Here is a 22,910-nt window from a genome sequence, read left to right on the forward strand (position 1 = left end):
CCGTGGGGAGGGGGCGGCTGCGCAGTAGGATGCAGGTAGGCGCAGGCGAGGGGTTCTACGCGAAGAACGAGGCGGGTAGACCGTGAAAATTGTGCTCCGGTATCCGCTGGTTGCGGGCACGGTTGCCGTTCTCCTGGCGGTGATATTGCTGCTGGTGTCGGGCCAGGACGGCATCGCGAGGATCGCCGCGAGCATCTATGCCCTCGCCGTGGCGGCCTACCTCGCCGTTGGTATGGTCCGCCGCCTGGTCGGCGGCCAGTGGGGCATCGACATCCTCGCCGTCACGGCCATCGTCAGCACCGTGCTGGTGGGCGAAATCGTCGCCTCCATGATCATCGTGCTCATGATGGCCGGCGGCACCGCCCTCGAAGACTACGCCGCGGGCCGGGCCAAGAAGGAACTGACGTCCCTGCTGGAGCGCGTCCCGCAGACCGCCCACCGGGAACGCGCCGCCGCGCCCGGCACCAACGCCGCGAACACCACCGACACCAACACCGACGGCCAGCATGAGGACGTGGCGGCCACGGACGTCGCGGTCGGCGACATCCTGCTGGTCCGGCCCGGCGAAGTGGTCCCGCTGGACGGCGTGCTGCTCTCCGAGGCCGGGACGTTCGACGAGTCCTCGCTCACCGGGGAAAGCCTGCCGGTGGAACGGGCGGCCGGCGAGCCCCTGATGAGCGGGTCGCTGAACGGCGAGGCCGCCATCCGGATGCGGGTCACGGCGCTGATGGAGGACTCGCAGTACAGCCGGATCGTCGCCCTCGTGAAGGAGGCGGCCGAGAGCAAGGCGCCCATGGTGCGGCTGGCGGACCGCTACGCCGTCCCGTTCACCGCCTTCGCCTACCTGCTGGGTGCCGTCGGCTGGATCATCAGCGGCAGCCCGGCCCGTTTCGCCGAGGTCCTGGTGGTCGCCACGCCGTGCCCGCTCCTGATCGCCGCGCCGGTGGCTTTCCTGGGCGGCATGAGCCGGGCCGCGCGCGGCGGCATCATCGTCAAGTACGCCGGGGTGCTGGAGCTCCTGGGCCGGATCCGCACCGCCGCCTTCGACAAGACCGGAACGCTCACCTACGGCAGGCCGGCCCTGGTGGAGGTCCGGACCACCGGGACCCTGCCGGAGGACGAGGTGCTGCGGCTGGCCGCCTCCGCCGAGCAGTACTCCTCCCACGTGCTCGCGGCCTCGGTGATGGACGCCGCCCGCTCCCGCGTGCTGGCCTTCGAACGCGCTTCCGAGGCCACCGAATACGCCACGCACGGCGTCCGCGCCCGCTTCGACGGCCGGGACGTGGTGGTGGGCAAGCCCAACTTCGTGGCCGAGTCGGCCGCCGGCGTGACCGAGACGGAACTCGCCAGCGGCCAGCTCGCCATCTATGTGGGGGTGGGCCGCGAATTCGCCGGCTGCCTCGTGATGAGCGACCCGATCCGCGCCGAGGCCCGCCGCACCCTGGCCGAACTCCTTGACTTGGGCGTCACCGAGACCGTGATGCTCACCGGCGACGCCCTGGCCACCGCCGAGCACATCGCCGCGGCCGCCGGACTCACCGATGTCCGGGCCGAATGCCTGCCGCCGGACAAGGTGGAAGCTGTGCGGTCGCTGCCGCTGCGCCCGGTCATGATGGTGGGCGACGGCGTCAACGACGCCCCCGTCCTCGCGGTCGCCGACGTCGGGATCGCGATGGGTGCGCGGGGCTCGACGGCGGCCGGCGAGTCCGCCGACGTCGTGATTATCCTCGACGACCTGTCCAAGGTGGCCTCGGCCGTGCGGATCGGCCAGCGGACCGTGAAGGTGGCGCTGCAGAGCATCTGGATCGGAATCGCGCTGAGCGTGGCGCTGATGGTGGCGGCCGCCGCGGGCTATGTCCCCGCCGTCGCCGGGGCGCTGTCCCAGGAAGTGGTGGACCTCGCCACCATCCTGAACGCGCTGCGGGCGCTCAGCTCCGGGCAGCCCGCGGGCAGCGTCGCCGGACGGCCTAGCCCCCGGACACCAGCTTCTCGGCTTCCGCGATCCGCGGGACGGTCCTGAGGTAGCTGTCCGGGTTCAGCGAGATCGAGTCGATGCCCTCGCTGACCAGGAAGGCCGCGAATTCCGGGTGGTTGCTGGGGCCCTGCCCGCAGATCCCGATCTTGATCCCGGCGGCGTGCGCCTTGCGGATCGCCTCGCTGATCATCGCCATCACGGCCTCGTCGCGCTCGTCGAACAGTGCGGCGAGCTGCGCCGAGTCGCGGTCCACGCCCAGGACCAGCTGGGTGAGGTCGTTGGAGCCGATCGAGAACCCGTCGAAGCGGGTGGCGAACCGCTCGGCCAGGACCACGTTGGAGGGGATTTCGCACATCATGTAGACCTGCAGGCCGTGCTCGCCGCGGACCAGGCCGTTCTCCGCCATCACAGCCAGCACCTTGTCCGCTTCCTGCGGCGTCCGGCAGAACGGGACCATCACGATGATGTTGGCGAAGCCGAGCCGCTCCCGGACCCGCTTCAGCGCCCGGCATTCGAGCGCGAAGCCCTCCCGGTACCGCTCGTCGTAGTACCGGGAGGCGCCGCGGAACCCCAGCATCGGGTTCTCCTCGGCCTCCTCGAAGGCGGCTCCGCCGATCAGGTGAGCGTATTCGTTGGTCTTGAAGTCGCTGAGCCGCACAATCACCGGGTTCGGGTGGTAGGGCGCGGCGATCTTCGCGATGCCCAGGGCCAGGGTGTCCACAAAGTAGTCGCTCGGATCGGCGTAGCCGCGCGTCAGGTCCCGGATCTGCGCGGCCTCCTGCGGGTCCGTGACCCGTTCCGGATGGACCAGCGCCATCGGATGGACCCGGATCAGGGCGCTGATGATGAACTCCATCCGGGCCAGCCCGACGCCGTCCGCGGGCAGCCGCCACCACTGGAAGGCGGCCGCGGGGCTGGCGATGTTGACCATCACCTTGGTGCGCGTCGCCGGCAGTTCGCCCAGGTCCACCTCCTCGGTTTCGAACGCGAGCGTGCCGGCGTAGACGCGGCCCTGGTCCCCCTCGGCGCAGGACAGGGTCACCGCCAGACCCTCGGCCAGCACCCCGGTGGCGTTGCCGGTCCCGACGACGGCGGGGACCCCAAGTTCCCGGCTGACGATCGCCGCGTGGCTGGTGGGGCCGCCGTGGTCGGTGACGATCCCGGCGGCGCGTTTCATGATGGGGACCCAGTCCGGGTCGGTCATTTCGGTGACGAGGATGGCGCCGTCGCGGAACTTCTCAATGTCCGCGGCGCTACGGATCACACACGCCGTCCCCTGCGCGATCGAGTCCCCAATCGCGGCCCCGGTTGCGAGGACGGTTCCGGTTTCCAGCATGTGGTGCAGGGTGAAGCGGGAGCCGGTTTTGAGTGACTGCACGGTCTCGGGCCGGGCCTGGACCATAAAGAGTTCGCCCGTTTCGCCGTCGCGGGCCCATTCCATGTCCATCGGCCGGCCGTAGTGCTCCTCGACGGTCACGGCCCAGCGGGCCAGGGTGAGGATCTCGGCGTCGGCGAGGACAAAGGCGCGGCGTTCGGCGTCGGAGGTGTCCACTGTCCGGGTGCGGGCGTGGCCGCCTCGGCTGTAGACCATCTTCTGCGCCTTGGAGCCACGGGTTTTTTCGATGATCGGGCTGATCCCCTCCGCCGCTCCTTCGCCCGCGACGTCTCCGAGCAGCGGCTTGAACACGAGGTACTTGTCCGGGTTGATGCTGCCCTGGACCACGGTTTCCCCGAGGCCCCAGGCGGCGCTGATCACGGCCGCGCGCGGGAAACCCGAGTCCGTGTCGATGGAGAACATCACCCCGGAGGCGCCGACGTCGGAGCGCACCATCCGCTGCACCCCGATCGAGAGCGCGACGTCGAGGTGGTCGAAGCCCTTGACCTCCCGGTAGCTGATGGCACGGTCGGTGAACAGCGAGGCGTAGCAGCGCCGGCAGGCGTCCATGAGTTCCCGGTCCCCGGCGACGTTGAGGAAGGTCTCCTGCTGGCCGGCGAAGCTGGCGTCGGGCAGGTCCTCGGCCGTGGCGCTGCTGCGGACGGCGACGGAGAGCCGCTCGCGGCCGGCGCGCCGGCCCAGGTCCGCGTAATGCGAGCGGATGGATTCGGCGATGTCCGCCGGGAATTCGCTGGCCAGGAACAGTTCGCGGATGGCTTCGCCGGTTTCGCGCAGCGTGGCGTCGCCGGCGCGGTAGGCCAGGATCCGCGAGCGCATCGCCGGTTCGATCCCGTTCGCCGCGAGGAAGGTCCGGTAGGCCGCGGCGGTGGTGGCGAACCCGTCCGGGACGCGCACTCCCCGGGCCTTGAGCGACTGGATGAGTTCGCCCAGCGAGGCGTTCTTCCCGCCCACCTGGGGGACGTTGCCCATGCCGATTTCTTCAAACCACAGCACGTGTTCGGGCATGCCGGCGCTCCTCAGGTGTTGGTCCGCCAATTCTCCGATCCTGCTGCCAGGCGCGGCGCGGGGTCAGAGTCTTTGGACCTTTTAGGCGGGGCGAGGCGGGGCGAGGCGGGGCGAGGCGCCGGCCCTAGGCGGCGGCGCCCGTCCTGCGGTGCCGGGCCGCCTTGTAAAGCGAGTCGGCCAGCAGGACGGCGGGAATCGCGGCGAGCGCCACGGCCAGGCCGCCGGGAGTCGGCGGGGCGTGGCCCAACAGGGCCGCCAGCGGACCCAGGAACAGGAAGACCGCCAGCAGGCCCAGCTCCGCCAGCACGGCCCAGAGCAGCAGCCGGTTGGTGAACCAGCCCAGCCGCCAGGGCGGGGAGGTGGCGCTGCGGCAGGCGAAGGCGTTGGCGAGCTGGCCCAGGACCACGGTGGTGAACGCGGCACCCGAGGCGGCCATCAGCGCGTCCGACGCCGGCAGCTCGGCTCCCGGGCTCCAGCCGGCGCCGAAAAGCACGGCCGTGTAGGCGATCATTTCCAGCAGCGCCTCCACCGGACCGAGCAGCCCGAACACCCGGACGATCAGGGCGCGGTCCATCAGGTGGCGGCGTTCCGGCGGCCGCTTCAGGGCCCCCTTGCTGGGCGCCTCGCTGCCGAGGGCCAGGGCCGGCAGCAGGTCGGTGCCGATGTCCAGAGCGAGGATCTGCAGCACGCTCAGCGCCAGCGGGAACCGCCCGCCGGAGAGGGCCCAGAACACAAACGGCGTCAGCTCGGCGACGTTGTCCGTCAGGTGGTAGGTCAGGAAGCGGCGGATGTTCGCGTAGGTGGCACGGCCCTGCTCCACGGCTGCGATGATCGTGGCGAAGTCGTCGTCCAGCAGCACCAGGTCCGCCGCCTCGCGGGCTACGTCGGTGCCGCTGCGGCCCATGGCGACGCCGATGTCGGCCTGCTGCAGCGCGGGGCCGTCGTTGACGCCGTCGCCGGTCATGGCCACCACGTGGCCGCGGTGCTGCAGCAACCTGGCCACCCGGAGCTTTTGTTCGGGCGAAACCCTGCTGACCACGACGCCGTCGCGGTCCAGCAGCGCCGCCAGGACCTCGTCGTCCTCCGGCAGGGTGTGGCCCTCCAGCACCAGCTCCGGGGACCCGATCAGGCCCGTTTCGCGGGCGATGGCGGCGGCCGTGAAGGCGTGGTCGCCGGTGACCATGCCCACCTTGATGCCGGCCTCGCGGGCCGCCTGCAGCGAGAGCCGGACCTCGGCGCGGGGCGGATCGTGCAGGCCGATCAGGCCCAGCAGCGTCAGCCCGGTCTCCAGCTCGTCGGGTTTGCTGTGGGCGTCCGGAGGGCCCGGCAGGCTCCGCTGCGCGACCGCGAGGACCCTGAGCCCGCGCGAGGCCATCTGGTCTACCATCCCCCGTGCGGGCCCGGTGCCGTCCTCGACGCCGTGGCCGCTGCAGAGGGGGATCACGGACTCCGGGGCTCCCTTGACGAAGAGTGTGGTGCCGACGACGGCGGACTCCCGCAGCCGGCGGGGGTCGAACGCGAAGCGGTGCGACGGCGCCGGCTCCTCCGCGCGGACGCCCGGTCCGGCCAGCCGGGTGGCGAGCGCGTCGATGGCGGCTTCCATCGGGTCGCCCTCGGCGATCCACTGGCCCTCGTGCGGCACGGCCCGGCCCACCGAGGCGGCGCGCGCGGCGGCGCTGAGCCGTTGCCCCGCCTGGAACGCGGAGGCCCCGGGTACCCCACTGCCGTCGCCGGTGACGTCCGCTTCCGGCCCATAGCCCTGGCCGCTGATGCCGAGCAACCCGGCGGGTGTCCAGACTTCGACGGCGTTCATCCGGTTCTGCGTGAGGGTCCCGGTCTTGTCCGTGCAGATGAAGGTGGTGGAGCCGAGCGTCTCAACAGCCTGCAGGTTCCGCACCAGGGCGTTGCGGGCGGCCATCCGCTGGGCGCCGATCGCGAGCGAGAGGGTGACGGTAGGCAGCAGGCCCTCGGGCACCAGCGCCACGGCCACGCCGATCGCGAAGAGGAACGCGTCCCGCCAGGAGATGCCCACCAGCAGCGAAAGGACAAAGAACAGCGCGCCAATGCCCAAGGCCACGGCGGCGACAATCCGGACAATCCGCTGCAGTTCCAGGGCCAGCGGGCTCGGCGGCGCCTCGACCTTGCCGGTGAGCGCGGCAATCTCGGCAAGCCTGGTCTGGCCTCCGGTGCTGGCGACCACGCCCTCGGCCGTGCCGATGACCAGGAAGGTCCCGCCGTACGCGGTGTCGCCCGGACCCTTGGTGACCGGTTCGCTTTCGCCGGTGAGCATCGATTCATCCACCCGGCAGCCGGCGGCGAGGGCCAGGTTGAGGTCCGCCGGCACCCGGTCCCCGGCCACCAGCACGACGGCGTCGCCGGGCACCAGTTCGGTGGTGTGCACCTTGACGACGCGGTTGTCGCGGCGCACCGAGACCATGGCTGGAAGCAGTTCGCGCAGCTTGGCGGCGGCGTGCTGGGCGCGTTCCTGCTGGATGTAGGCGAACACCCCGTTGACGATGATCACCACGATGATGGCGACACCCAGTTGCGGCATCCCGGCGACGAACGCCAACCCGGCCGCCACCCAGAGCATCACGGCGAAGAAGTGGGTCAGCTCCGCGAGCAGCCGCCGCCAGCCGGGGACCCCACGGACCTGGGGCAGCCGGTTGGGCCCGGACCGTTCCAGCCGCCGGGCAGCTTCCGCGGAGCTGAGCCCGGAAATCCCGGGCGCGTAGCTCATGCTTCCGAGGATGCCCCTGGCCGGCAGGGCCGGTTAGGGCCAAAGGTCACCCAGGCCGGGTGCCGGGCTCAGTTGCCGGTGGCGGCGGGCGGCCGCTGCCGCCCCAGCGCGCGCAGGTACGCGCCAAAGCCCTGCGGCGCCCGCGCCTGGGTCCGCCCGGAGGTCAGCACCCGCATGCTGTCCGTGGCGAGGACGGTGAACGCGAGGCTGCGCAGGCCCTGGACGAGGGTGCGGTCCTCGTGAGACTCCTGTTGGGAAAAGCCGCCGGCGGCCAGGTAGGCGGAGGCCCGGACGCCGAAGTTGGCGCCGTAGATGTGCGGGTGGTTTTCCTCGAAGGGGTGGCGCTCCAGCCAGCGGCGCAGCAGCTCCGGATCCATTCCCACGGGGTCCGGTTCCACCGATCCGAGCACAGCGTCGGCTCCGGCCTCCGCGAACTCGAGCTGCCGGACCAGCCAGTTGACCGGGACCTGGGAATCGGCGTCGGTGTTGGCGATCCAGGTCCGGCCTGGCCAGGGCGCCGGCCGGGAGCGCTGGCCCGGTGCCCGCCGGCCGCCCAGCACAGCGTTGCGGATGCCCGCCGCCCGGCTCGCGCCGGCGCTGCGCAGCCGGACCTCAAGGGCGCTGAAGCGCGGGTCGGCGTCGGCGTATCCGGCAGTGATCGCGGCGGAGCTGTCGGTGCAGCTGTCCAGAACCACGGTCACGCTGACGGCGATCCCGGGCCGCTGCCGCTGCAGCTCGTCGGCGGCGCGCTGCACTGCCCGCAGCGCCTGCCCGAGGTGCTGGTCCTCGTTGTGGGCGGGCATGACGACGGCGACGGCGTCGATGCCGGGGCGCCGCTGCGGGGTCCCGGCGGCGCCGGCCGGACCGCTCACGGCAGCGGCTCCGGCGCGCGGAGGATTTCGAGCACGAAGTCGCGCTCCCGGTAGAGGCCGGCGTCGGCCCAGCGAAGCTGCCGGCGGGCGGCGGCGTGGACGGTGTCGCCGTCGAGTTCCCAGCCGTCGATCGGGTGCCGCCAGTGGCAGAGCGCCAGCGTGCCGCCGGGCAGCAGGGCGGTTTCCACGCGGTCGAACAGGGCCGCCAGTTCCTCCGGCGCGAGGTAGTAGCCCACCTCGGAGACCACGATCAGGTCAAACGCCCCCTCCGGCCAGTCCTGCGGGACGGTGAGGTGGCGGGTCCGCGCGGCGGGCAGGTGCGCGAGGCGCCGGGTGGCATGGGCCAGGGCGGCGCTGCTGGCATCGACGGCCAGGAAGCTCCCACAGCGTTCCGCGAGGTCCACGCTCAGGGTGCCGATCGAGCAGCCGATCTCCAACCCGGCCGTGAAGCTCCGGGCGGGGAGGGCCGCGAGCGTCAGCGCGCGCTTGCGGTGCTCGTACCAGCTGGTGGTGTAGTCCCAGGGATCCTCGTCCCGGGCGTGGACGGCGTCGAAGAGGCCCTCGGCGTCCGCCGCGGCGTAGCCGGGTCCGGCGCCTGCGTGCGGAGCGGGCGCCTGCCAGGCGAAGGTTTCCCAGGGCCGGGAGAAATGCTCCAGGAACGCCGGCGGGAGCAGCACTTCGTCCCCCGGCCGGTCCGAGAGTGCCCGGACCTGGGAGGTGTGCGCGGCCATGGCCTGCGCCTTGGCCTGTTCCTCGGCCGGGGTCAGCGGGAGCCGCTGCCACGGCTGCCAGGCCGGATGCCCCGGGCCGGCCCAGAGCCAGTACCAGACCGGGTATTCCAGCAGCCCGTAGCCGGCCGCCGCGGCTGCCTCCGCGGCCGCGGCGCCCAGAGCGTCGTGGTCGGTGTGGCCGTCGTGCCGGTACGGCGCCACCAACACGATCCGCTCGGCCGGCCGTCCGGTGGCTGCCACGGCGTCGCCGATGGCGGCCAGGATTTGCTCCCGGTGCCCGGCCAGCTGTCCGTCCGGGAGCCCGAGGTAGCGCCAGTCGGCGGCCGGGACGAGCTGGCCGAGCGCACCGGCGAACTCGCGCAGCCGCAGGGCGGACAGCTCATCGGGAGTGGTACTGGGCGAACCGGGGTGCGAGGCCTCCCCCGCCGTGCACAGCAGTACCCGCACCTCGGCGCCAAGCCCGTGCAGCCGGGCCATCAGTCCGCCGGCGCCCAGGGATTCGTCGTCGGGGTGGGCGGCCAGGACGATGAACGCCGTGGCGGCGAGTTCCGCGGCGTCCAGCGGCAGTTCCGGCAGGCTTGCGACGCCGCTGCGGGCCCAGTCGGCCTCGGGCGTCCCGGCGTCGTGATGCGTGAAGCTCACCATGGGTGGTCCCCCTTGAAGGTCAAGGCCCCGAGCTGGGCGTCGTCGCGCATGGCGTGGTGCTGGCGGACGTAGAGCGCGAGGTCGGCCATGCGTTTGGCGTAGGGTTCGTCGAAAGCCAGCGGGCCGGGCCCGAGGTTTTGGCCCACCAGCGCCTGGATGCGGTCGACGGCGGCGGCCACGCTGCCGCGGACGCGCAGCGCCTCACTCCAGGCGCCGGGTCCGGAGAGTTCCCCGGCGTCGATCCGGGACGCGGTCCGGGCGAGGTAGTGCAGCAGGCCGGAGAGCGTGCGGTCGATTTCGCCGAGGTGTGCCAGGGCCAGCTGGTCCGGTTCGCGGCCGCCGTCGGCCGCCGTCTTGAGCGCGTCCGCGTAGCTGCGGGCCACGGCGACGGCGCCGCCGAGCCAGCACGCGGCGACCCCCATACCGCCCCAGGCGAAGCCTGGGCGCCGGTAGTACCAGCCGGTGCCGCCGAGCGGCACGGCCGGGACGGCGTCGAAGTGCACGGTCCCGCTGGGGATTTCGCGCAGGCCCCGACTTCTCCAGTGCGGATCGGCGAAGCTGACCCCGGCGTCGTGCAGGTCGACGGCGAAGGCGGCGCGGCCGCCGCCCTCCACGTGCGCGGTGAGAACTGCGTGGTCGAGCTGCGCGGCGATGGAGCACCACGGCTTGGACCCCTGCAGGACGACGGCGCCGCCGGCGTCCTTCGCGTCCAAGGTCAGCCCCGGCGCCTCGGCGGCGAAGACCCCCCACGTCCCGGCAAACGGGACGGTGCCCCCGGCCCCCGCTGCCTGGGCGAGGATGGCGGCGGCGTCGAGGTGCGGCTCCAGAATCCGGCCGGCGGCGACGTCGACGGCGGTGACCGAGGCGAGGATTTCCCAGAGGAAGGCGGTCCGGCCTGAACCGGGTTTGGGGGCGGTCTGCCCCAGATCCTTGGCCAGGGCCAGCAGGGCCGGGACGTCCCCGACGCCGGCAGCGGCGGCTTCCAGCAGCGGCCCGAGCCCGGCAAGTTCATCCGGGGTGGAGCTGATCCGCACAGCGCGGGGAGGACGGGTGTCCTGGGTCGCGTTCATTCGGTGGCCTGTGTCCTTTGCGAAGTACGCCTGGTGCTGTTCGTTTCAATGGCTGTCGGCCGAAGCCGCCGCCGGGTAAATCTAAGCATACTTAGCACTTCGCCGATCGGGGGCGTACCGTCACCGCACGAGGGCAAGCGCGAAGCCGTCCCAGCCCTTGGACCCGACCGTCTGGATCACGGTGGCGTCCAGCCGCGGGTCCTCCCCCATCATCTGCAGCGCCGCGACGATCCCCGGGGCGTTGACGGGGTCCAGGGCGGGCTCCAAAACGGCGCCCTCCCAGACCACGTTGTCCATCACCACCGTGGTGCCGGGCCGGCCCAGCCGGATGGCCCAGTCCAGGTAGTGGGGGTTGTTTTCCTTGTCGGCGTCGATAAAGACGAAATCGAAGAGTCCGGCGTCCTCGGTTTCCAGTTCGCGCAGCGTGTCCAGGGCAGCGCCCACGCGCACGTCAACGAGGTGACCCAGGCCGGCCCGGTCGAGGTTGGCGCGGGCCACCTCGGCGTGCCGGGGCAGGTATTCGCAGGTGACGATCCGGCCGTCGTCGGGCAGGCCCTGGGCCATCCAGATGGTGCTGAACCCGGCCAGGGTGCCGATCTCCAGGACCCGGCGGGCGCCGGCGAGCCGGACCAGCAGCTTCAGCAGCTTCCCGGCATTCGGGGCGACCTCAATGGGCGGCATTCCCGCCGCCAGGGCGGCTTCCACCGCGTGCCGCAGCGATTGATCGGGCCGGACCACCACGCCGGAGAGGTACTCCTCGACGGCGATCCAGCGGGACGTGGGCTGATGCTCGATCATGCGGCCCAGTCTTCCAGTTGGTGCCGCCGGGCGGTAGGGCCGGCGCCCGGCGCCCGCGGGCGAGGCTGCGGCCGCCCGATAGGGAATCTCCGACCGGACACAAGCCGAACCTATGATCGAATCAGAGCTCGGGGTGGTTTTGGATACAGCTCCGCCGTTGACGAGCCCCGCTGGAAGGGCCCGGTAACGGAGCCCCCTGCGGGACACGCTAAGACGGGCTTGAACCCACCGATGGCCGAAACCGCCAAAGCTCCGATTGTCCTCCGACCGTCCCGTCCGTTCGCAACGGTGACGCTTATACTTTCCCTGCAGCCGGCGATCACCTCGGCGCCGCATCAGGGGGGTAGATATGGGTTTCAGGGTCCGCAAGTCATTCAAGGTCGCGCCAGGGATACGGATGACCGTGACGCCACGGAGCGTCGGTCTCAGCGCCGGCGTCAAAGGTGCGCGCATCTCCGCCAACTCGTCGGGTCGAGTCACGCGGACATTAGGCATCCCCGGTTCCGGCATCTCCCACACCAAGACCCTCTCCTCGCCGGCCGGGCGGAAACCGGCACCCCGTCCCACTGTTCCGATTCGGCCGACACCTGTCGCGAAGGCGCCCGTCCCCGGCATGTTTGCCCCCAAATGGGAGAAGGAGTTGCACAAGGCGCTCATCGGACAGCCCGACCCCAAGGCACTGGCACGGATTGGTTCCGAATACGACGCGGCACGGTCCTTGGCGGCGCTCTTTGAAGCAACGCTCGATTCGGTGCCCGCCGGCGACATGCAGCGCGCAATCGCTCTCTTCTCGTGGCTGTTCAGCACTGGGTATGACCCGGCAAGCGATGGATTTATCAAAAAGTACTTACCCTCTGCGGCCTTCGGGCTTTCCATCGCGGATGGCATTGACGTGATGCTCGCTCCAGGCCGCGACTTCATCGGGCTCATGCTCGCGGAGTTGCATCAAGAAGCCGGTGACCTGCCCGCCGCTGTCGAAGTCGTGGAGCAGCTCGAGCCGAGCACCGTCACCGCAGTGTCTCTGGCCGAGCTGTACGCGGAGCAGCGACGCTGGGACGAGGTCGTGGAGCTCACCGAGGGGCTGACAAACGAAGACGATTCGGCGGCGTTCCTAATTATTCAGCGTGGCATTGCCTTCCGGGAACAGGGGTTTTTTGACGCAGCCCGTGAATCATTCAAGGAAGCCCTGCGTGTAAGGTCCCGCCCTGCGGAACTGCGCCAGAGGGCATTGATCGAGCGGGGCCTGACGTACCTGGGTGAAGGCAAGCGTGGCTTGGCCCGCAAGGACTTCGAGAAGGTCTTGTCCGACAACAGCGCCTACCCCGGACTCCGCGAACACCTCGCCAATATTCAAGATTGATCCCAGAGCGAGACCGCTACGACGAAGGATGATGGCGCCCAGCGCACGCCAGTGAAACGCCATGCGTTGCACACGGGCGTCCGCGCCGCGGACACCGCTGACCAGTGCGGCGACGCGGGCGGCGGCCCCGGGCAGACGTCCGGGTCTTCGTCAAGGCAGTCGTGAACTCGGCGACCTGGCTATAGACGCAGCCCGCGAGGCCGGCCGGCGCCCGCCGCCCAGGCGCTACTCGCCCAGGGCCTTCTCCAGCCGGTCCAGTTTGCCGGTCAGTTCGCCGGTGTAGCCGGGGCGGATGTCGGCCTTGATGACCAGGGAGACGCGGCTGCCGAAGCGGCCCACGGCCTCGGTGGCCCGCTTCACGACGTCGAACACCTCATCCCACTCCCCCTCGATCGTGGTGAACATGGAGTCTGTCCTGTTCGGCAGCCCGGATTCCCGGACGATCCGTACGGCCTCGGCGACGGCGTTGTGGACCGAGGCGTCGTCGGCATCTGATCCGGCGGGGGCACCCGCGGGCCGGCCGGAAGGGGCGACAGAAAATGCAAGCAACATGGCTCCAGTCTGTCACGCCCGAGGGAGCCCGCCCGGGGCCGGATCCGCGGTCCGACACGTCACAAAGGGGCGTACCGGCCGGTAACAGGTTTCCTCCACCTCCGCGTTGCTACCCTGAGCAAATGAACCGGGGAGTAGACCGCAGGCCGCTCCGTGCGGACGCCGCGCGCAACGTCAACAAGATCATTGCCGCGGCCCGCCAGTGCTTTCGCGAACACGGCCCCGAGGTCCCCCTGCAGACCATTGCGGTCACCGCCGGGGTGGGCCCCGCCACGCTGTTCCGGAACTTCGCCGACAAAGAGGAACTCGTCCTCGCGGCCCTGCACCAGCAGCTGAAACTGCGGGTCAACCCGGTCATCGAAGAGGCCCTGGCCGGCAAGGACGCCGCGGAAGGCCTGTTCCGTGTGGTGGAGGCCCTGATGGGGGTCGCCAGCGACGAAGCCAACCTCCTCGGCGCGGTGGCCGGCCGCCGCGGTGTGCTGACCGGCATCACCGGGGACCTGATCGAGTCGGTGGCCGTGCTGTTGGGCCGCGGGCAGGGCCAGGGCACGTTGCGCAGCGACATCTCCATGACGGACATGATCCGGCTGCTGGCCATGCTGATCGGTGTGGTGGACACCATGGAGGCCGGCTCGGATGCTTGGCGCCGCCCGGTCGCCCTGCTCGAGGACGCCATCCGCGACGAACGGCCCGATCGGCCGCTGCCACCCCAGTCGCTGGTGCCGGGAACTGCGTACGGCACCGCGTTCGGCCTCGGCTACGGCACAACCTCCAGGACCCCGTACCGTTGATCCCATGACATGGGAAACCGTTGCCGGCGTGATCGGCGGCCTGTTGCTGGTCTACGCTGCGCTGCTGGTATTGCTGCGGGGCTACGCCCGGCGCCACCCCGAGACGGTCACCATGAAAGATGCCCTGCGGCTGCTGCCGGACCTGCTCCGGCTGATCCGGCGGCTGATCGCCGACCGCACCGTCGCGGCGGGGGTGCGCATCCGGCTGGCCCTCCTGCTGGCGTACCTGCTCTCCCCGATCGACCTTGTGCCCGACTTCGTGCCGGTGATCGGCTACGCCGACGACGTCGTCATCGTCGCCCTGGTGCTGCGCTCCGTGGTTGCCAGGGCGGGCGAGTCGGCCGTGGCACGGCACTGGCCCGGCACGCCCGAGGGGCTGGGGCTGATCCTGAAACTGGCGGGCCTCGGCGCCGCCCGGTGAGCTGCCCCACGCGGCTGGCGTTTTGCGGAATAGCCCCTTCCACGGAGCCGTTGAGCATTGCATGAAGGCGATCACTTACAGCGAATACGGCAGCCCCGACGTCCTCGAATTGACGGAGCAACCCCTGCCAAAAGTCGGGCCGGGCATGGTCCTGGTCAAGGTCAAGGCAGCAGCGGTGAACCCGGTGGACTGGAAGATCATGGCCGGCTACCTGGACGCCGCCATGGACCTGCAGTTCCCGGCGATCCCAGGATGGGACGTGGCCGGCGTCGTCGAGTCGGTGGGCATCGACGCGCCGCACTTCAAACCCGGCGATGAAGTCATCTCCTACGGCCGCAAGGATTACGTCCACGGCGGCAGCTTCGCCGAATACATCGCCCTGCCGGAACGGCTCGTGGCCCGCAAGCCAGCGTCCCTGGGCTGGGACGAGGCCGCCGGCCTTCCGCTGGCGGGCCTGACGGCCTACCAGGTCCTCACCCGCCTTGGCCTCGTGGCCGGCGAGACGGTGCTCATCCACGGCGGCGCCGGCGGCGTCGGCTCCCTGGGCATTCAGATTGCGGCCGCCCTCGGCGCCCGGGTGATCGCAACCGCTTCGGAAAAGAACCACGATTTCCTGCGCTCCCTCGGGGCCGAGCCGGTCAGCTACGGGGACGGCCTCGCGGACCGGGTGCGCGCCCTGCGCCCCGAAGGCATCGACGTCGTCGCGGACTTCGTGGGCGGGAACCTGGACGCCACGCTGGCCGTCCTGGCCCCCGGCGGCCGGCACGCCTCCATCGCGGACAGCGAGGTGGAGGAGCACGGCGGCACCTGGATGTGGGTCAATCCGCTGGGCGCCGATCTGCAGCAGCTCGCCAACCTGGTCGACGAGCGCGGTCTTCGGGTGGAAGTGGCGGATACCTTCCCGCTGGCGCGGGCCGCCGATGCCTTCCGGCTCAATATGGGTGGGCACACGCGCGGCAAGATTGTCGTGAAGGTCGACGGGGACGCCTGACGCCTGACTGCGGGCGGCCGGTCTCCCGGCCGCCCGCAACCGTTGGGGCCGCACCAGTCAACTGTCGCCTTGCTCGTCCTGCGGCTTTTCCTTGGCTTCGTGCACGTGCTGGGCCGCCTCCTGCAGGTGTTGCTGCAACTTCTCTTCGGACTCGCGGCGGCGCCGCGCCATTTCGCGCATCTCCCGGGTGGACTCGGCGCCTGGGGAAACGAAGTGTTCGTGCGGTTTGTGGTGCGCCTTGGCGGCGTCCGGAGCCGAGTCCGGGGTCGTGTCCGGATCCGCCGCGTCCGGATCCGCCGGATCGGGCGCAGCGCTGTTCGGAGCATCATTGTGGGTCATCATCCAATGCTCCCACCGGACGCCCCGGCGCGCTAAGGGCTAAAGACCGTTGAACGCCGCACGGCGCATCAGTTCCAGCCGAGCAGCCGCAGACCGGCCGCGGCGCCGGCCCCGGCCAGGACCACCATCAGGAACGGCGCCCGGAACCACAGCGCGACGGCCGCCGCGGCGAGGGCGCCGAGCCGGGCGTCCAGCGTCAGGGACTGCCCGGATGCCACCGTGTTCAGGACCGTCAGCGACGCGAGCAGCCCGATGGTCATGGTCCCGGCGATCCGGGACATCCGGGGATTGCGCAGCAGGCTGGCCGGCAAGAGGTACCCCACCAGTTTCCAGGCGTAAGCCAGCACGCAGGAGAGCAGCAGCCACAGCCAGAGCGTCATGAGGCCTCCCCCGGGCTGCGGCGGCTTTCATGGCCGCGGTGCTGGTCCGCGTAGGGGTCCACATCGGGTTCCAGGCCTTCATCGGTGCGGCCATGGCTGAACCAGCCCACCGCCGCGGCCACGGCCGCGGCCACCAGGATCGGCACCCCGGCCGGCACAACGGGCACGGCCAGGACCGTGGCCACGGCGCAGACGACGGCGATCGCGGCCGGTTCGCGGCCCTTGAGCCGCGGCCACAACAGGCCGAGAAACGCCGCCACTGCCGCGCCGTCGAGCCCCCACTGCTTCGGGTCGCCGAGGGCGGCCCCGGCCAGCGCCCCCACGGCGGTGAAGAGGTTCCACAGCACAAAGATGCCGATCCCGGCCGTCCAGAAGCCCCGGCGCTGCTCCGCCGGGTCGGTCTGGCCGGTGCTGGTGGCCGTCGATTCGTCGATGGTCACGTGCGCCGCGGCGAACCGGCGCCAGCCCCGGGGCTGGAGCAGCGCGTTGAGCTGCATGCCGTAGATGCCGTTGCGCATGCCCAGCAGGGTGGCTGCGCTCATCGCCGCCACGCCCGAGCCGCCGCCGGCCACGACGCCGATGAAGGCGAACTGCGAGCCGCCGCTGAAGAGCAGCAGGCTCAGCGCCATGGTCTGCCAGAAGTCGAGCCCGGAGGTCACCGACAGCGCCCCGAAGGACACGCCGTAGAGGCCGGTGGCGATGCTGATGGAGAGCCCCACCCGGACGGCCGGGGATTGTGCCAGCCTCACCGTAGGCGTTTCAGGGCGCGCCGGGACAGGCTCCACGCCCACGCGATAAGCGGGGCCTGCAGCGGCAGGCGCAGGCTGTGGACGCGCCGCTGCCCGGGTGTGCCGGCGGGCCCGTAGGCGGTGCGGAGCGCGTGCAGGTGCCCGGCGAGGAAGGCGGTGAACAGGACGGTGACGCCGCCGGCGGCCACGCGGCGGGTCTGCGGGATCAGCAGTCCGACGGCGGCGCCGGCCTCCAGCAGCCCGCTGGCCGCGATCCATTCCTCGCGGGACAGCACGGCGAGGGGCCCGTTGGGCCGGCTGCCGGAGTCGTCGCGGCACAGGTAGTCCGGGACCACCGGGGCGAAGAAGCCGGGGTCGCGGAAGTGTTTTGCCGCGCTGGCCAGCAGCAGTCCGCCCAGGGCGGCCGCGGAGAGCGTCTGGGTTGCCCGGGAGGACCAGCGAAAAGGCATGGAACCATGCAACCACAGCGGCGGAGCGGCCGGTAACCGGGTCCGTAATCTGGGGTTCGGCCTGCGAAAACGGGACTTTCCGCAGGGGGTCCGCCGGGGGCCCCCGGGCGTACCTTGGTGACTATGAGCAGTGTCGTGGAGATGACCGGCGTCGTGAAGCGGTTCGGGGCCGTGACCGCCCTCGACGGCCTGGACTTTGAGGTGGCCGCCGGCGAGGTGCACGGCTTCCTGGGCCCCAACGGGTCCGGCAAGTCCACCACGTTGCGGCTGCTGCTGGGCATGCTGCGGGCCAACACTGGATCCATCCGGGTGCTGGGGCTCGACCCCTGGCGCGACGTCGCGTCGCTGCACCGCCGGCTGGCGTACGTTCCCGGCGACGTGTCCTTGTGGCCCAACCTGACCGGCGGCGAGGTGATCGAACTCCTCGGCAGGCTGCAGGGCGGCCAGGACCGGGCACGACGGGACCGGCTGCTGGAGCTGTTCGAGCTGGATCCCACCAAAAAGGCCCGCACCTATTCCAAGGGCAACCGGCAGAAGGTGGCGCTGGTCGCCGCCCTGGCCACCGACGCGGAGTTGTTCCTGCTGGACGAGCCCACCAGCGGACTGGACCCGCTGATGGAGGACGCCTTCCGCGGCTGCGTCCGGGAGCTCCGGGTGCAGGGACGCACGGTGCTGCTCAGCAGCCACATCCTCAGCGAAGCCGAAGCGCTCTCCGACCGGGTCAGCATCATCAGGGCCGGCCGCGTTGTGGAGACCGGCCCGCTCGAGCAGTTGCGGCACCTGACCCGCACGTCCGTCACGGCCGACGTCGGCACCGTGCCGGACGGGCTGGAGTTGCTGCCCGGGGTGCACGATGTGGTGGTCGCCAACCACCGGGTCAGCGCCCAGGTGGATCCCTCGGCGCTGGGCCCCTTCCTGCAGGCCCTGACCTCGGCCGGGCTGCGCTCGCTCACCAGCCAGCCGCCGACGCTGGAGGACCTGTTCCTGCGGCACTATGGTTCCGGCGACAACGCCGGGGGCTCTGTCGCGGCGGGAGCCGGCCGTGCCTGAGACGCTGGCCGGCACCGGAGTCCTCCTCCGGCTGGGGCTGCGGCGGGACCGCTGGCTGCTGCCGGTGTGGGTGCTCGGCTTCGCCGTCGTGGCCTACTCGACGGCGCTGGCCGGCGCGGACCTCTACCCGGACGTGGGAAGCCGCATTGAAGCCGCCAACGCGTTGAATGCCACCGCGTCGATGGTGGCGATGTTCGGGCGCATTTACGATCCGGCCTCCCTCGGGGCCCTGTCGCTGATCAAGTACACCGCGTTTATGACAGCCATCCTCGCGGTCCTGATGGTCATCCTGATCATCAGGCACACCCGGGCCGATGAGGAAAGCGGACGCCTGGAACTCCTCGGCGGCGGCCGGCTGGGACGCGACGCGGCGCTGGCGGCCGCGCTCAGCATCGGCTTCGGCGCAAGCCTGGGCGTGGGGCTGCTCTCCGCCGCCGCGCTGGCCTCCGGCGGACTGCCGGCCGCCGGGTCGCTGGCCTTCGGCCTCGGCTGGGCCGCCACCGGGATGGCGTTCAGCGCCGTGGCCGGCGTCGCGGCGCAGCTGACCGCGAGCGCCCGCGCCGCCACCGGGCTGAGCGTCGGCGTCATTGCGGTCACCTACGGTCTGCGGGCCGTCGGGGACCTGGCCGAACCTGGGCCGTCGGTGCTGTCCTGGCTCTCGCCCATCGGCTGGAACCAACAGATCCGGGCGTTCGCCGGGGACCACTGGTGGGTGCTGGCGCTGCCGCTGGCACTCTGTGCCGTCCTCATCCCGGCCGCGTTCGGCCTCCGGTCAGGCCGGGACCTGGGCGCCGGGCTGCGGGACGAGCGGCCGGGGCCCGCGGTTGGTTCGGTAACCGGAGTGTGGGCCCTGGCGGTGCGCCTGCAGCACCGGGTATGGCTGGCGTGGGCCGTGGCGTTTGTCGTCTTCGGGATCGTGATCGGGTCCCTCGTGGGCAACGTCGAGCAGATGCTCAGTTCTCCCAACGCCCAGGACCTGATCAAGCTGATCGGCGGCGCCTCAGCGCTGCGGGACGCCTTCCTGGCCGCGGAGATCAGCATCATGGGCCTGCTCGCCGCGGCGTACGGCGTGTCGGCGGTGAACCACCTGCGCGGCGAGGAAGCGGCGGGCCACACCGAGGCCTTGCTGGGGACCGCCACCACGCGGTCCCGCTGGGCCAGCAGCCACTTCGCCTTCGCGCTGGCCGGCATGGCGGTGCTGATGGCGCTCGCCGGGGTGTCAATCGGCGTCGGCGCCGCAGCGACGATGCAGGACCCGGGCCTGGTGGGCCGCTCCACCGTCGCCTCCCTCGCGCAGATCCCGGCGGCGTGGGTGCTGGCCGGGGTGGCACTGGCGGTGTTCGGCTGGTTGCCCCGGCTGGCGGGGGCGGTCTGGGGCGTACTCCTTGCCTTCGTGGCGCTGGGCGAGTTCGGCGTGCTCTGGAATGCCCCCGAGTGGCTGATGGACCTCTCCCCGTTCCGGCATTCACCGCTGCTGCCGGTGGGCGCCGACGCGGTGCCGGCACTGGTGGGCCTGACCGCCGCCGCCGTCGGGCTGGCAGCGCTGGGCTACCTCGGCTGGCGGCGCCGGGATCTTGCCGCCTAGCGGCCGTGGGGTTAGCGGGCCCGACGCACTATCTCGCTGATCCAGATGGGCGCGAACGGCGACGTGCAGCCGGGCGGAGTCGGATAGTCCTTGAGCACGCCGAGGCGCTCACCGATGCCGATGGCGCGGGCGCGGTGTTCGGCGTGCTCGATTCCTATCTGGGCCAAGCAGTGGTTCATCGCCCACTGCAGGCGGTCCGGGGCATCTTTCATCTGCGTCTCGATGGTGTCCAAGAGTCCGCCGAGGTCGAGGCCAACCGGATTCTTCGCTACCCGCTCGGTGGTCAGTGCCCAGCCTGCACTCGCGACTACGGGATCCGGATCGGAGAACCACAGCAGGCGCAGCTTTTCGTTGTGGGGGTTCTTCTTCACCACATAGTTCACCAGCCAGTCGTGCACCTTCGGGATGCGGGCCGCACGCAGCATGACGTCCAGCTCGTCCGGGCTGAACGCAGCCGGGCGGCAGATAAGGATGGCCACCAGCCGCGCCGGGGTCTCCCCCGTATCCCACAGCCGGGTGGCCAGCTCCTGCTGCGTCTTCAACCGCTTCGCGATGGCGCGCAGCTCGCTGAGCTTCACACCGTGATCATCACCGTGCTTCTCGTTCACCAGGCGCACCTTCGGGTCCTCGAGCGTGGCCAGCTCAGCCATCACCTCGGCCACCGACTGGGTCGAAGTCGTCTCGTTCATCCCGGGCTCCTGTCCGTCGCTTCGAGAGCCAGCCTACGACTGAACCGGGCGTGGCGGCAGTGCCCCTACAGCGAAGCAAGCAGCTGGGCGCGTACCTCTGCGGGGCGGTTGGTAGTGATCTCCTGGACGCCCAGTTCCCGGCAAAGTTCCACGTCGTCCGCCGAGTCCACCGTCCAGACCCGGAAGCGGCGGCCGGAGGCGAGCCAGCGCCGGACGGTGCGGGCATGCCCGCGGACGTAGGAGATGCCGGGTCCGGCCAGGCCCACCTCGCAGTCGTCCAGGATCCGCTCCCCTTCGGTCTGGGCGGCCTTCAGGACGTTGGCGAGCGCGCCGCCGGTGAGCGCACCGAGGCCCAGTTCCTCCCGGATTTCCCCCACATTTACGTCGTCTACCAGCTGGCAGATGGCTGCGGCCGGCACAGATTTGAGCAGGTGCTTCACCGAGTCGGGGCTGAAGCTCATAAACGAGACCCGGATGTTGTCCAGCATCGAGGTGGCCCGGTCCCAGCCCTCGGCCTCGAGCAGGGCCAGGACCCGGTCTTCGAGCTTGAGCTGGTACGGGCTGGGATGCTTGAGCTCGATCGCCAGCCCGATCTCCCGGCCGGCCCCGCGCAGGATGTCCAGCAGCTCCGGGAGCGTCAGGAACTGTTCGGAGAGGGCGCCGTATTCCTCGGGAATCCGGGCGCCTTTCCACGAGGAAAAGTCCAGCTGCCGCAGCTCCGCCAGCGTCCGGTCCGCGACCGGGCCGGTGCCGTCCGAGGTGCGGTCCAGGTTGGCGTCGTGGAGCAGCACCGCGTGCTGGTCGCGGGTGAGGTGGACGTCGCACTCGACGCCGTCGGCGCCGTCGGCGATCGCCTGCAGGTACGCGGCGCGGGTGTGCTCGGCGAAGGCTCCGCTGGCGCCCCGGTGGGCGTAGACCAGCGGGCGGGCGGCGGAGGGCTCCTCGATTGTCATGCTGACACGTTAGCGGACGCCGGTTACGGATGCGCGGCTAGGCTGGGGACATGCAGGTGAACACTGAACGACCCGCCCGCCCCGCCGTCCCTGCGGCCGGGGCCGGACACCGGCTCTCCGCCGGGGACGCTGGAAAGGCTGCGGCGCTCCGGAAGATGAAGCTGCTGGCGGTGTCGCTGCTGATCGGCATGGCGGTCATTTTTGTGGTGGCCTTCGCCCTGCAGAAGCAGTACCCGTGGCTCGAGTACGTCCGGGCCGCGGCCGAGGGCGGTATGGTGGGCGCCCTCGCGGACTGGTTCGCCGTCACGGCTCTGTTCAAGTACCCGCTGGGCCTGAAGATCCCGCACACCGCGATCATCCCCCGGCGGAAGGACCAGATCGGGGCGTCACTGGGCGAATTCGTGGAAACCAACTTCCTCTCCGAGCAGGTGGTGAAGGAGAAGCTGGCCAGCGTGGACGTCGCGCGGAAGGTCGGCGCCTGGCTCTCCGGCCCTGGCGGCGCGGAGCGGGTGGCCAAGGAGGGCGCCGCCGTGATCCGCGGCGCGTTCACGGTGCTCAACGACGACGACGTCCAGGCCGTCATCGAGGGCATGGTCCGCCGGCACCTGCTGGCTCCGCCGTGGGGACCGCCGGTGGGCCGGCTCGCCGAGCGGGTGTTCGAGGACGGCCACCACCACGCGCTCGTGGACCTGCTGGTGGACCGCACCGTGGACTGGGTCCGGGACAACCACGAGACGGTCAACCGGCTGGTCACAGACCGTTCCCCCGCCTGGGTGCCCACCTTCGTGGACGGCCTGGTGGGCGACAAGGTCTATGTGGAGATCCTGAAGTTCACCCACGCGGTGCAGGCCGATCCGCAGCACCAGGTCCGGCTTTCGATCGACAAGTACCTGAAAGAACTGGCCCAGGACCTGCAGCACGACCCGGTCATGATCGCCCGCGCCGAAGGCGTCAAGGCGCAGGTGCTCGGCGACCCGGAGGTCCGCGAACTCGCCTCCCGCACGTGGGGCACGGTCAAAGCCGCGCTGCTGGCCGCCGTCGACGATCCGCACAGCGAGCTGACCGTCCGCTTCAAGGCCGCCGTGCACGACTTCGGCACCCGGCTGGTGGTCGACCCGGAACTGGCCGGCAAGGTGAACACCTGGATCGGCGACGCCGCGGGGTACCTCGTGAACAACTACCGGGCGGACATCGCCGGTGTGATCACCGATACCGTGGCCCGCTGGGACGCCCAGGAGACCTCGGAGAAGATCGAACTCCAGGTGGGCAAGGACCTGCAGTTCATCCGGATCAACGGCACCGTGGTGGGGGCGCTGGCCGGGCTCGCCATCTTCACCGCCGCGCACCTGGTCTTCGGCTGACCCCTTCC

At 71.0% G+C, this 22,910-nt stretch carries 21 protein-coding genes and 1 pseudogene; 9 read left to right on the forward strand and 13 right to left on the reverse strand.

All coding sequences use genetic code 11. The features are described from left to right. The first annotated feature begins 82 nt into the window (after window positions 1–82). Window positions 83–2,020 carry a heavy metal translocating P-type ATPase gene (locus E7Y32_RS04130; protein ID WP_146336005.1) on the forward strand — a complete coding sequence of 646 codons (1,938 nt, stop codon included), beginning with the start codon at window positions 83–85 and terminating at the stop codon, window positions 2,018–2,020. On the opposite strand, the gene ppsA is transcribed toward E7Y32_RS04130, so the two are convergent. The 6 genes from ppsA to E7Y32_RS04160 all read right to left on the reverse strand — a co-directional run bounded on the left by ppsA (window position 1,968) and on the right by E7Y32_RS04160 (window position 11,232). Next, the gene (ppsA, locus tag E7Y32_RS04135; RefSeq protein ID WP_146336006.1) at window positions 1,968–4,376 is read right to left on the reverse strand and encodes a phosphoenolpyruvate synthase; all 2,409 of its coding nucleotides are present in this window, start codon (window positions 4,374–4,376) and stop codon (window positions 1,968–1,970) included. The two genes, E7Y32_RS04130 and ppsA, sit on opposite strands and share 53 nt — an antisense overlap. 124 nt (window positions 4,377–4,500) lie before the next feature. Next, complete coding sequence (locus E7Y32_RS04140; RefSeq protein ID WP_146336007.1) at window positions 4,501–7,116, reverse strand: cation-transporting P-type ATPase; 2,616 nt, start codon at window positions 7,114–7,116, stop codon at window positions 4,501–4,503. 68 nt (window positions 7,117–7,184) lie between these two features. After that, window positions 7,185–7,919 (reverse strand): glycosyltransferase family 2 protein, encoded by a 735-nt coding sequence (locus E7Y32_RS04145; RefSeq protein WP_146338223.1) that lies wholly within the window; start codon window positions 7,917–7,919, stop codon window positions 7,185–7,187. Window positions 7,920–7,984: 65 nt separating this feature from the next. Further along, entirely contained in the window at window positions 7,985–9,364 is a 1,380-nt protein-coding gene (locus E7Y32_RS04150; RefSeq protein ID WP_146336008.1) for a bifunctional PIG-L family deacetylase/class I SAM-dependent methyltransferase, read from the reverse strand. Continuing rightward, window positions 9,358–10,434 carry an acyl-CoA dehydrogenase family protein gene (locus tag E7Y32_RS04155; protein WP_146336009.1) on the reverse strand — a complete coding sequence of 359 codons (1,077 nt, stop codon included), beginning with the start codon at window positions 10,432–10,434 and terminating at the stop codon, window positions 9,358–9,360. Before E7Y32_RS04155 ends, E7Y32_RS04150 begins: the two co-directional genes overlap by 7 nt. Before the next feature lie 120 nt (window positions 10,435–10,554). Next, window positions 10,555–11,232, reverse strand: a complete 678-nt coding sequence (locus E7Y32_RS04160; protein WP_146336010.1) for an O-methyltransferase — start codon at window positions 11,230–11,232, stop codon at window positions 10,555–10,557. Between the two features lie 397 nt (window positions 11,233–11,629). On the opposite strand from E7Y32_RS04160, the pseudogene E7Y32_RS16540 reads away from it, so the two are divergent. Both E7Y32_RS16540 and E7Y32_RS04165 read left to right on the forward strand, forming a co-directional pair. Further along, a pseudogene (locus E7Y32_RS16540) lies at window positions 11,630–11,689 on the forward strand (hypothetical protein); the annotation flags it as partial. A gap of 156 nt (window positions 11,690–11,845) precedes the next feature. After that, complete coding sequence (locus E7Y32_RS04165) at window positions 11,846–12,592, forward strand: lipopolysaccharide assembly protein LapB (RefSeq protein ID WP_261382532.1); 747 nt, start codon at window positions 11,846–11,848, stop codon at window positions 12,590–12,592. A 225-nt stretch (window positions 12,593–12,817) separates the two neighbouring features. Here E7Y32_RS04165 and E7Y32_RS04170 read toward each other — a convergent pair whose 3' ends face one another. Then, window positions 12,818–13,144, reverse strand: a complete 327-nt coding sequence (locus E7Y32_RS04170; protein WP_146336012.1) for a thiamine-binding protein — start codon at window positions 13,142–13,144, stop codon at window positions 12,818–12,820. A 122-nt stretch (window positions 13,145–13,266) separates the two neighbouring features. Between E7Y32_RS04170 and E7Y32_RS04175 the strand changes: the two genes are divergently transcribed. From E7Y32_RS04175 to E7Y32_RS04185, 3 genes are all read left to right on the forward strand, one after another. After that, window positions 13,267–13,935, forward strand: a complete 669-nt coding sequence (locus tag E7Y32_RS04175) for a TetR/AcrR family transcriptional regulator (RefSeq protein WP_146336013.1) — start codon at window positions 13,267–13,269, stop codon at window positions 13,933–13,935. Between the two features lie 4 nt (window positions 13,936–13,939). Beyond that, window positions 13,940–14,356 carry a YkvA family protein gene (locus tag E7Y32_RS04180; protein WP_146336014.1) on the forward strand — a complete coding sequence of 139 codons (417 nt, stop codon included), beginning with the start codon at window positions 13,940–13,942 and terminating at the stop codon, window positions 14,354–14,356. Window positions 14,357–14,417: 61 nt separating this feature from the next. Further along, the gene (locus tag E7Y32_RS04185; protein ID WP_146336015.1) at window positions 14,418–15,347 is read left to right on the forward strand and encodes an NADP-dependent oxidoreductase; all 930 of its coding nucleotides are present in this window, start codon (window positions 14,418–14,420) and stop codon (window positions 15,345–15,347) included. Between the two features lie 57 nt (window positions 15,348–15,404). Here E7Y32_RS04185 and E7Y32_RS04190 read toward each other — a convergent pair whose 3' ends face one another. The 4 genes from E7Y32_RS04190 to E7Y32_RS04205 all read right to left on the reverse strand — a co-directional run bounded on the left by E7Y32_RS04190 (window position 15,405) and on the right by E7Y32_RS04205 (window position 17,264). Then, complete coding sequence (locus tag E7Y32_RS04190; RefSeq protein WP_146336016.1) at window positions 15,405–15,689, reverse strand: hypothetical protein; 285 nt, start codon at window positions 15,687–15,689, stop codon at window positions 15,405–15,407. Window positions 15,690–15,754: 65 nt separating this feature from the next. Then, window positions 15,755–16,066, reverse strand: coding sequence for an AzlD domain-containing protein (locus tag E7Y32_RS04195; protein WP_146336017.1), 312 nt, complete (start codon window positions 16,064–16,066; stop codon window positions 15,755–15,757). Next, the gene (locus tag E7Y32_RS04200) at window positions 16,063–16,815 is read right to left on the reverse strand and encodes an AzlC family ABC transporter permease (protein ID WP_146336018.1); all 753 of its coding nucleotides are present in this window, start codon (window positions 16,813–16,815) and stop codon (window positions 16,063–16,065) included. Before E7Y32_RS04200 ends, E7Y32_RS04195 begins: the two co-directional genes overlap by 4 nt. Beyond that, on the reverse strand, window positions 16,812–17,264 hold the full coding sequence (locus tag E7Y32_RS04205; protein ID WP_146336019.1) for a hypothetical protein: 453 nt from the start codon (window positions 17,262–17,264) through the stop codon (window positions 16,812–16,814). The genes E7Y32_RS04200 and E7Y32_RS04205 overlap by 4 nt, the downstream gene beginning before the upstream one ends. Before the next feature lie 123 nt (window positions 17,265–17,387). Here E7Y32_RS04205 and E7Y32_RS04210 point away from each other — a divergent pair, with 123 nt between their 5' ends. Both E7Y32_RS04210 and E7Y32_RS04215 read left to right on the forward strand, forming a co-directional pair. Beyond that, complete coding sequence (locus tag E7Y32_RS04210) at window positions 17,388–18,314, forward strand: ABC transporter ATP-binding protein (protein WP_146336020.1); 927 nt, start codon at window positions 17,388–17,390, stop codon at window positions 18,312–18,314. Next, window positions 18,307–19,899, forward strand: coding sequence for an ABC transporter permease (locus tag E7Y32_RS04215; protein ID WP_146336021.1), 1,593 nt, complete (start codon window positions 18,307–18,309; stop codon window positions 19,897–19,899). The genes E7Y32_RS04210 and E7Y32_RS04215 overlap by 8 nt, the downstream gene beginning before the upstream one ends. A gap of 11 nt (window positions 19,900–19,910) precedes the next feature. On the opposite strand, the gene E7Y32_RS04220 is transcribed toward E7Y32_RS04215, so the two are convergent. Then, window positions 19,911–20,588: a DNA alkylation repair protein gene (locus E7Y32_RS04220; protein WP_146336022.1), complete on the reverse strand. Its 678-nt coding sequence runs from the start codon at window positions 20,586–20,588 to the stop codon at window positions 19,911–19,913. 65 nt (window positions 20,589–20,653) lie between these two features. Further along, window positions 20,654–21,541 carry a glycerophosphodiester phosphodiesterase family protein gene (locus E7Y32_RS04225; RefSeq protein WP_146336023.1) on the reverse strand — a complete coding sequence of 296 codons (888 nt, stop codon included), beginning with the start codon at window positions 21,539–21,541 and terminating at the stop codon, window positions 20,654–20,656. A 50-nt stretch (window positions 21,542–21,591) separates the two neighbouring features. On the opposite strand from E7Y32_RS04225, the gene E7Y32_RS04230 reads away from it, so the two are divergent. Next, window positions 21,592–22,902 carry a DUF445 domain-containing protein gene (locus E7Y32_RS04230; protein ID WP_146336024.1) on the forward strand — a complete coding sequence of 437 codons (1,311 nt, stop codon included), beginning with the start codon at window positions 21,592–21,594 and terminating at the stop codon, window positions 22,900–22,902. The last annotated feature ends 8 nt before the right edge of the window (window positions 22,903–22,910 follow it).

It is taken from the genome of Arthrobacter sp. UKPF54-2, from assembly GCF_007858535.1.
GTDB lineage: Bacteria > Actinomycetota > Actinomycetes > Actinomycetales > Micrococcaceae > Arthrobacter.

What these genes read in the sequence shown, in the direction of transcription:
- ppsA (WP_146336006.1), bottom strand. Translation starts at nt 4,376, where the DNA reads ATGCCCGAACACGTGCTGTGGTTTGAAGAAATCGGCATGGGCAACGTC.
- E7Y32_RS04140 (WP_146336007.1), bottom strand. Translation starts at nt 7,116, where the DNA reads ATGAGCTACGCGCCCGGGATTTCCGGGCTCAGCTCCGCGGAAGCTGCC.
- E7Y32_RS04145 (WP_146338223.1), bottom strand. Translation starts at nt 7,919, where the DNA reads ATGCCCGCCCACAACGAGGACCAGCACCTCGGGCAGGCGCTGCGGGCA.
- E7Y32_RS04150 (WP_146336008.1), bottom strand. Translation starts at nt 9,364, where the DNA reads ATGGTGAGCTTCACGCATCACGACGCCGGGACGCCCGAGGCCGACTGG.
- E7Y32_RS04155 (WP_146336009.1), bottom strand. Translation starts at nt 10,434, where the DNA reads ATGAACGCGACCCAGGACACCCGTCCTCCCCGCGCTGTGCGGATCAGC.
- E7Y32_RS04160 (WP_146336010.1), bottom strand. Translation starts at nt 11,232, where the DNA reads ATGATCGAGCATCAGCCCACGTCCCGCTGGATCGCCGTCGAGGAGTAC.
- E7Y32_RS04165 (WP_261382532.1), top strand. Translation starts at nt 11,846, where the DNA reads ATGTTTGCCCCCAAATGGGAGAAGGAGTTGCACAAGGCGCTCATCGGA.
- E7Y32_RS04170 (WP_146336012.1), bottom strand. Translation starts at nt 13,144, where the DNA reads ATGTTGCTTGCATTTTCTGTCGCCCCTTCCGGCCGGCCCGCGGGTGCC.
- E7Y32_RS04175 (WP_146336013.1), top strand. Translation starts at nt 13,267, where the DNA reads ATGAACCGGGGAGTAGACCGCAGGCCGCTCCGTGCGGACGCCGCGCGC.
- E7Y32_RS04180 (WP_146336014.1), top strand. Translation starts at nt 13,940, where the DNA reads ATGACATGGGAAACCGTTGCCGGCGTGATCGGCGGCCTGTTGCTGGTC.
- E7Y32_RS04185 (WP_146336015.1), top strand. Translation starts at nt 14,418, where the DNA reads ATGAAGGCGATCACTTACAGCGAATACGGCAGCCCCGACGTCCTCGAA.
- E7Y32_RS04190 (WP_146336016.1), bottom strand. Translation starts at nt 15,689, where the DNA reads ATGATGACCCACAATGATGCTCCGAACAGCGCTGCGCCCGATCCGGCG.
- E7Y32_RS04195 (WP_146336017.1), bottom strand. Translation starts at nt 16,066, where the DNA reads ATGACGCTCTGGCTGTGGCTGCTGCTCTCCTGCGTGCTGGCTTACGCC.
- E7Y32_RS04205 (WP_146336019.1), bottom strand. Translation starts at nt 17,264, where the DNA reads ATGCCTTTTCGCTGGTCCTCCCGGGCAACCCAGACGCTCTCCGCGGCC.
- E7Y32_RS04210 (WP_146336020.1), top strand. Translation starts at nt 17,388, where the DNA reads ATGAGCAGTGTCGTGGAGATGACCGGCGTCGTGAAGCGGTTCGGGGCC.
- E7Y32_RS04220 (WP_146336022.1), bottom strand. Translation starts at nt 20,588, where the DNA reads ATGAACGAGACGACTTCGACCCAGTCGGTGGCCGAGGTGATGGCTGAG.
- E7Y32_RS04225 (WP_146336023.1), bottom strand. Translation starts at nt 21,541, where the DNA reads ATGACAATCGAGGAGCCCTCCGCCGCCCGCCCGCTGGTCTACGCCCAC.
- E7Y32_RS04230 (WP_146336024.1), top strand. Translation starts at nt 21,592, where the DNA reads ATGCAGGTGAACACTGAACGACCCGCCCGCCCCGCCGTCCCTGCGGCC.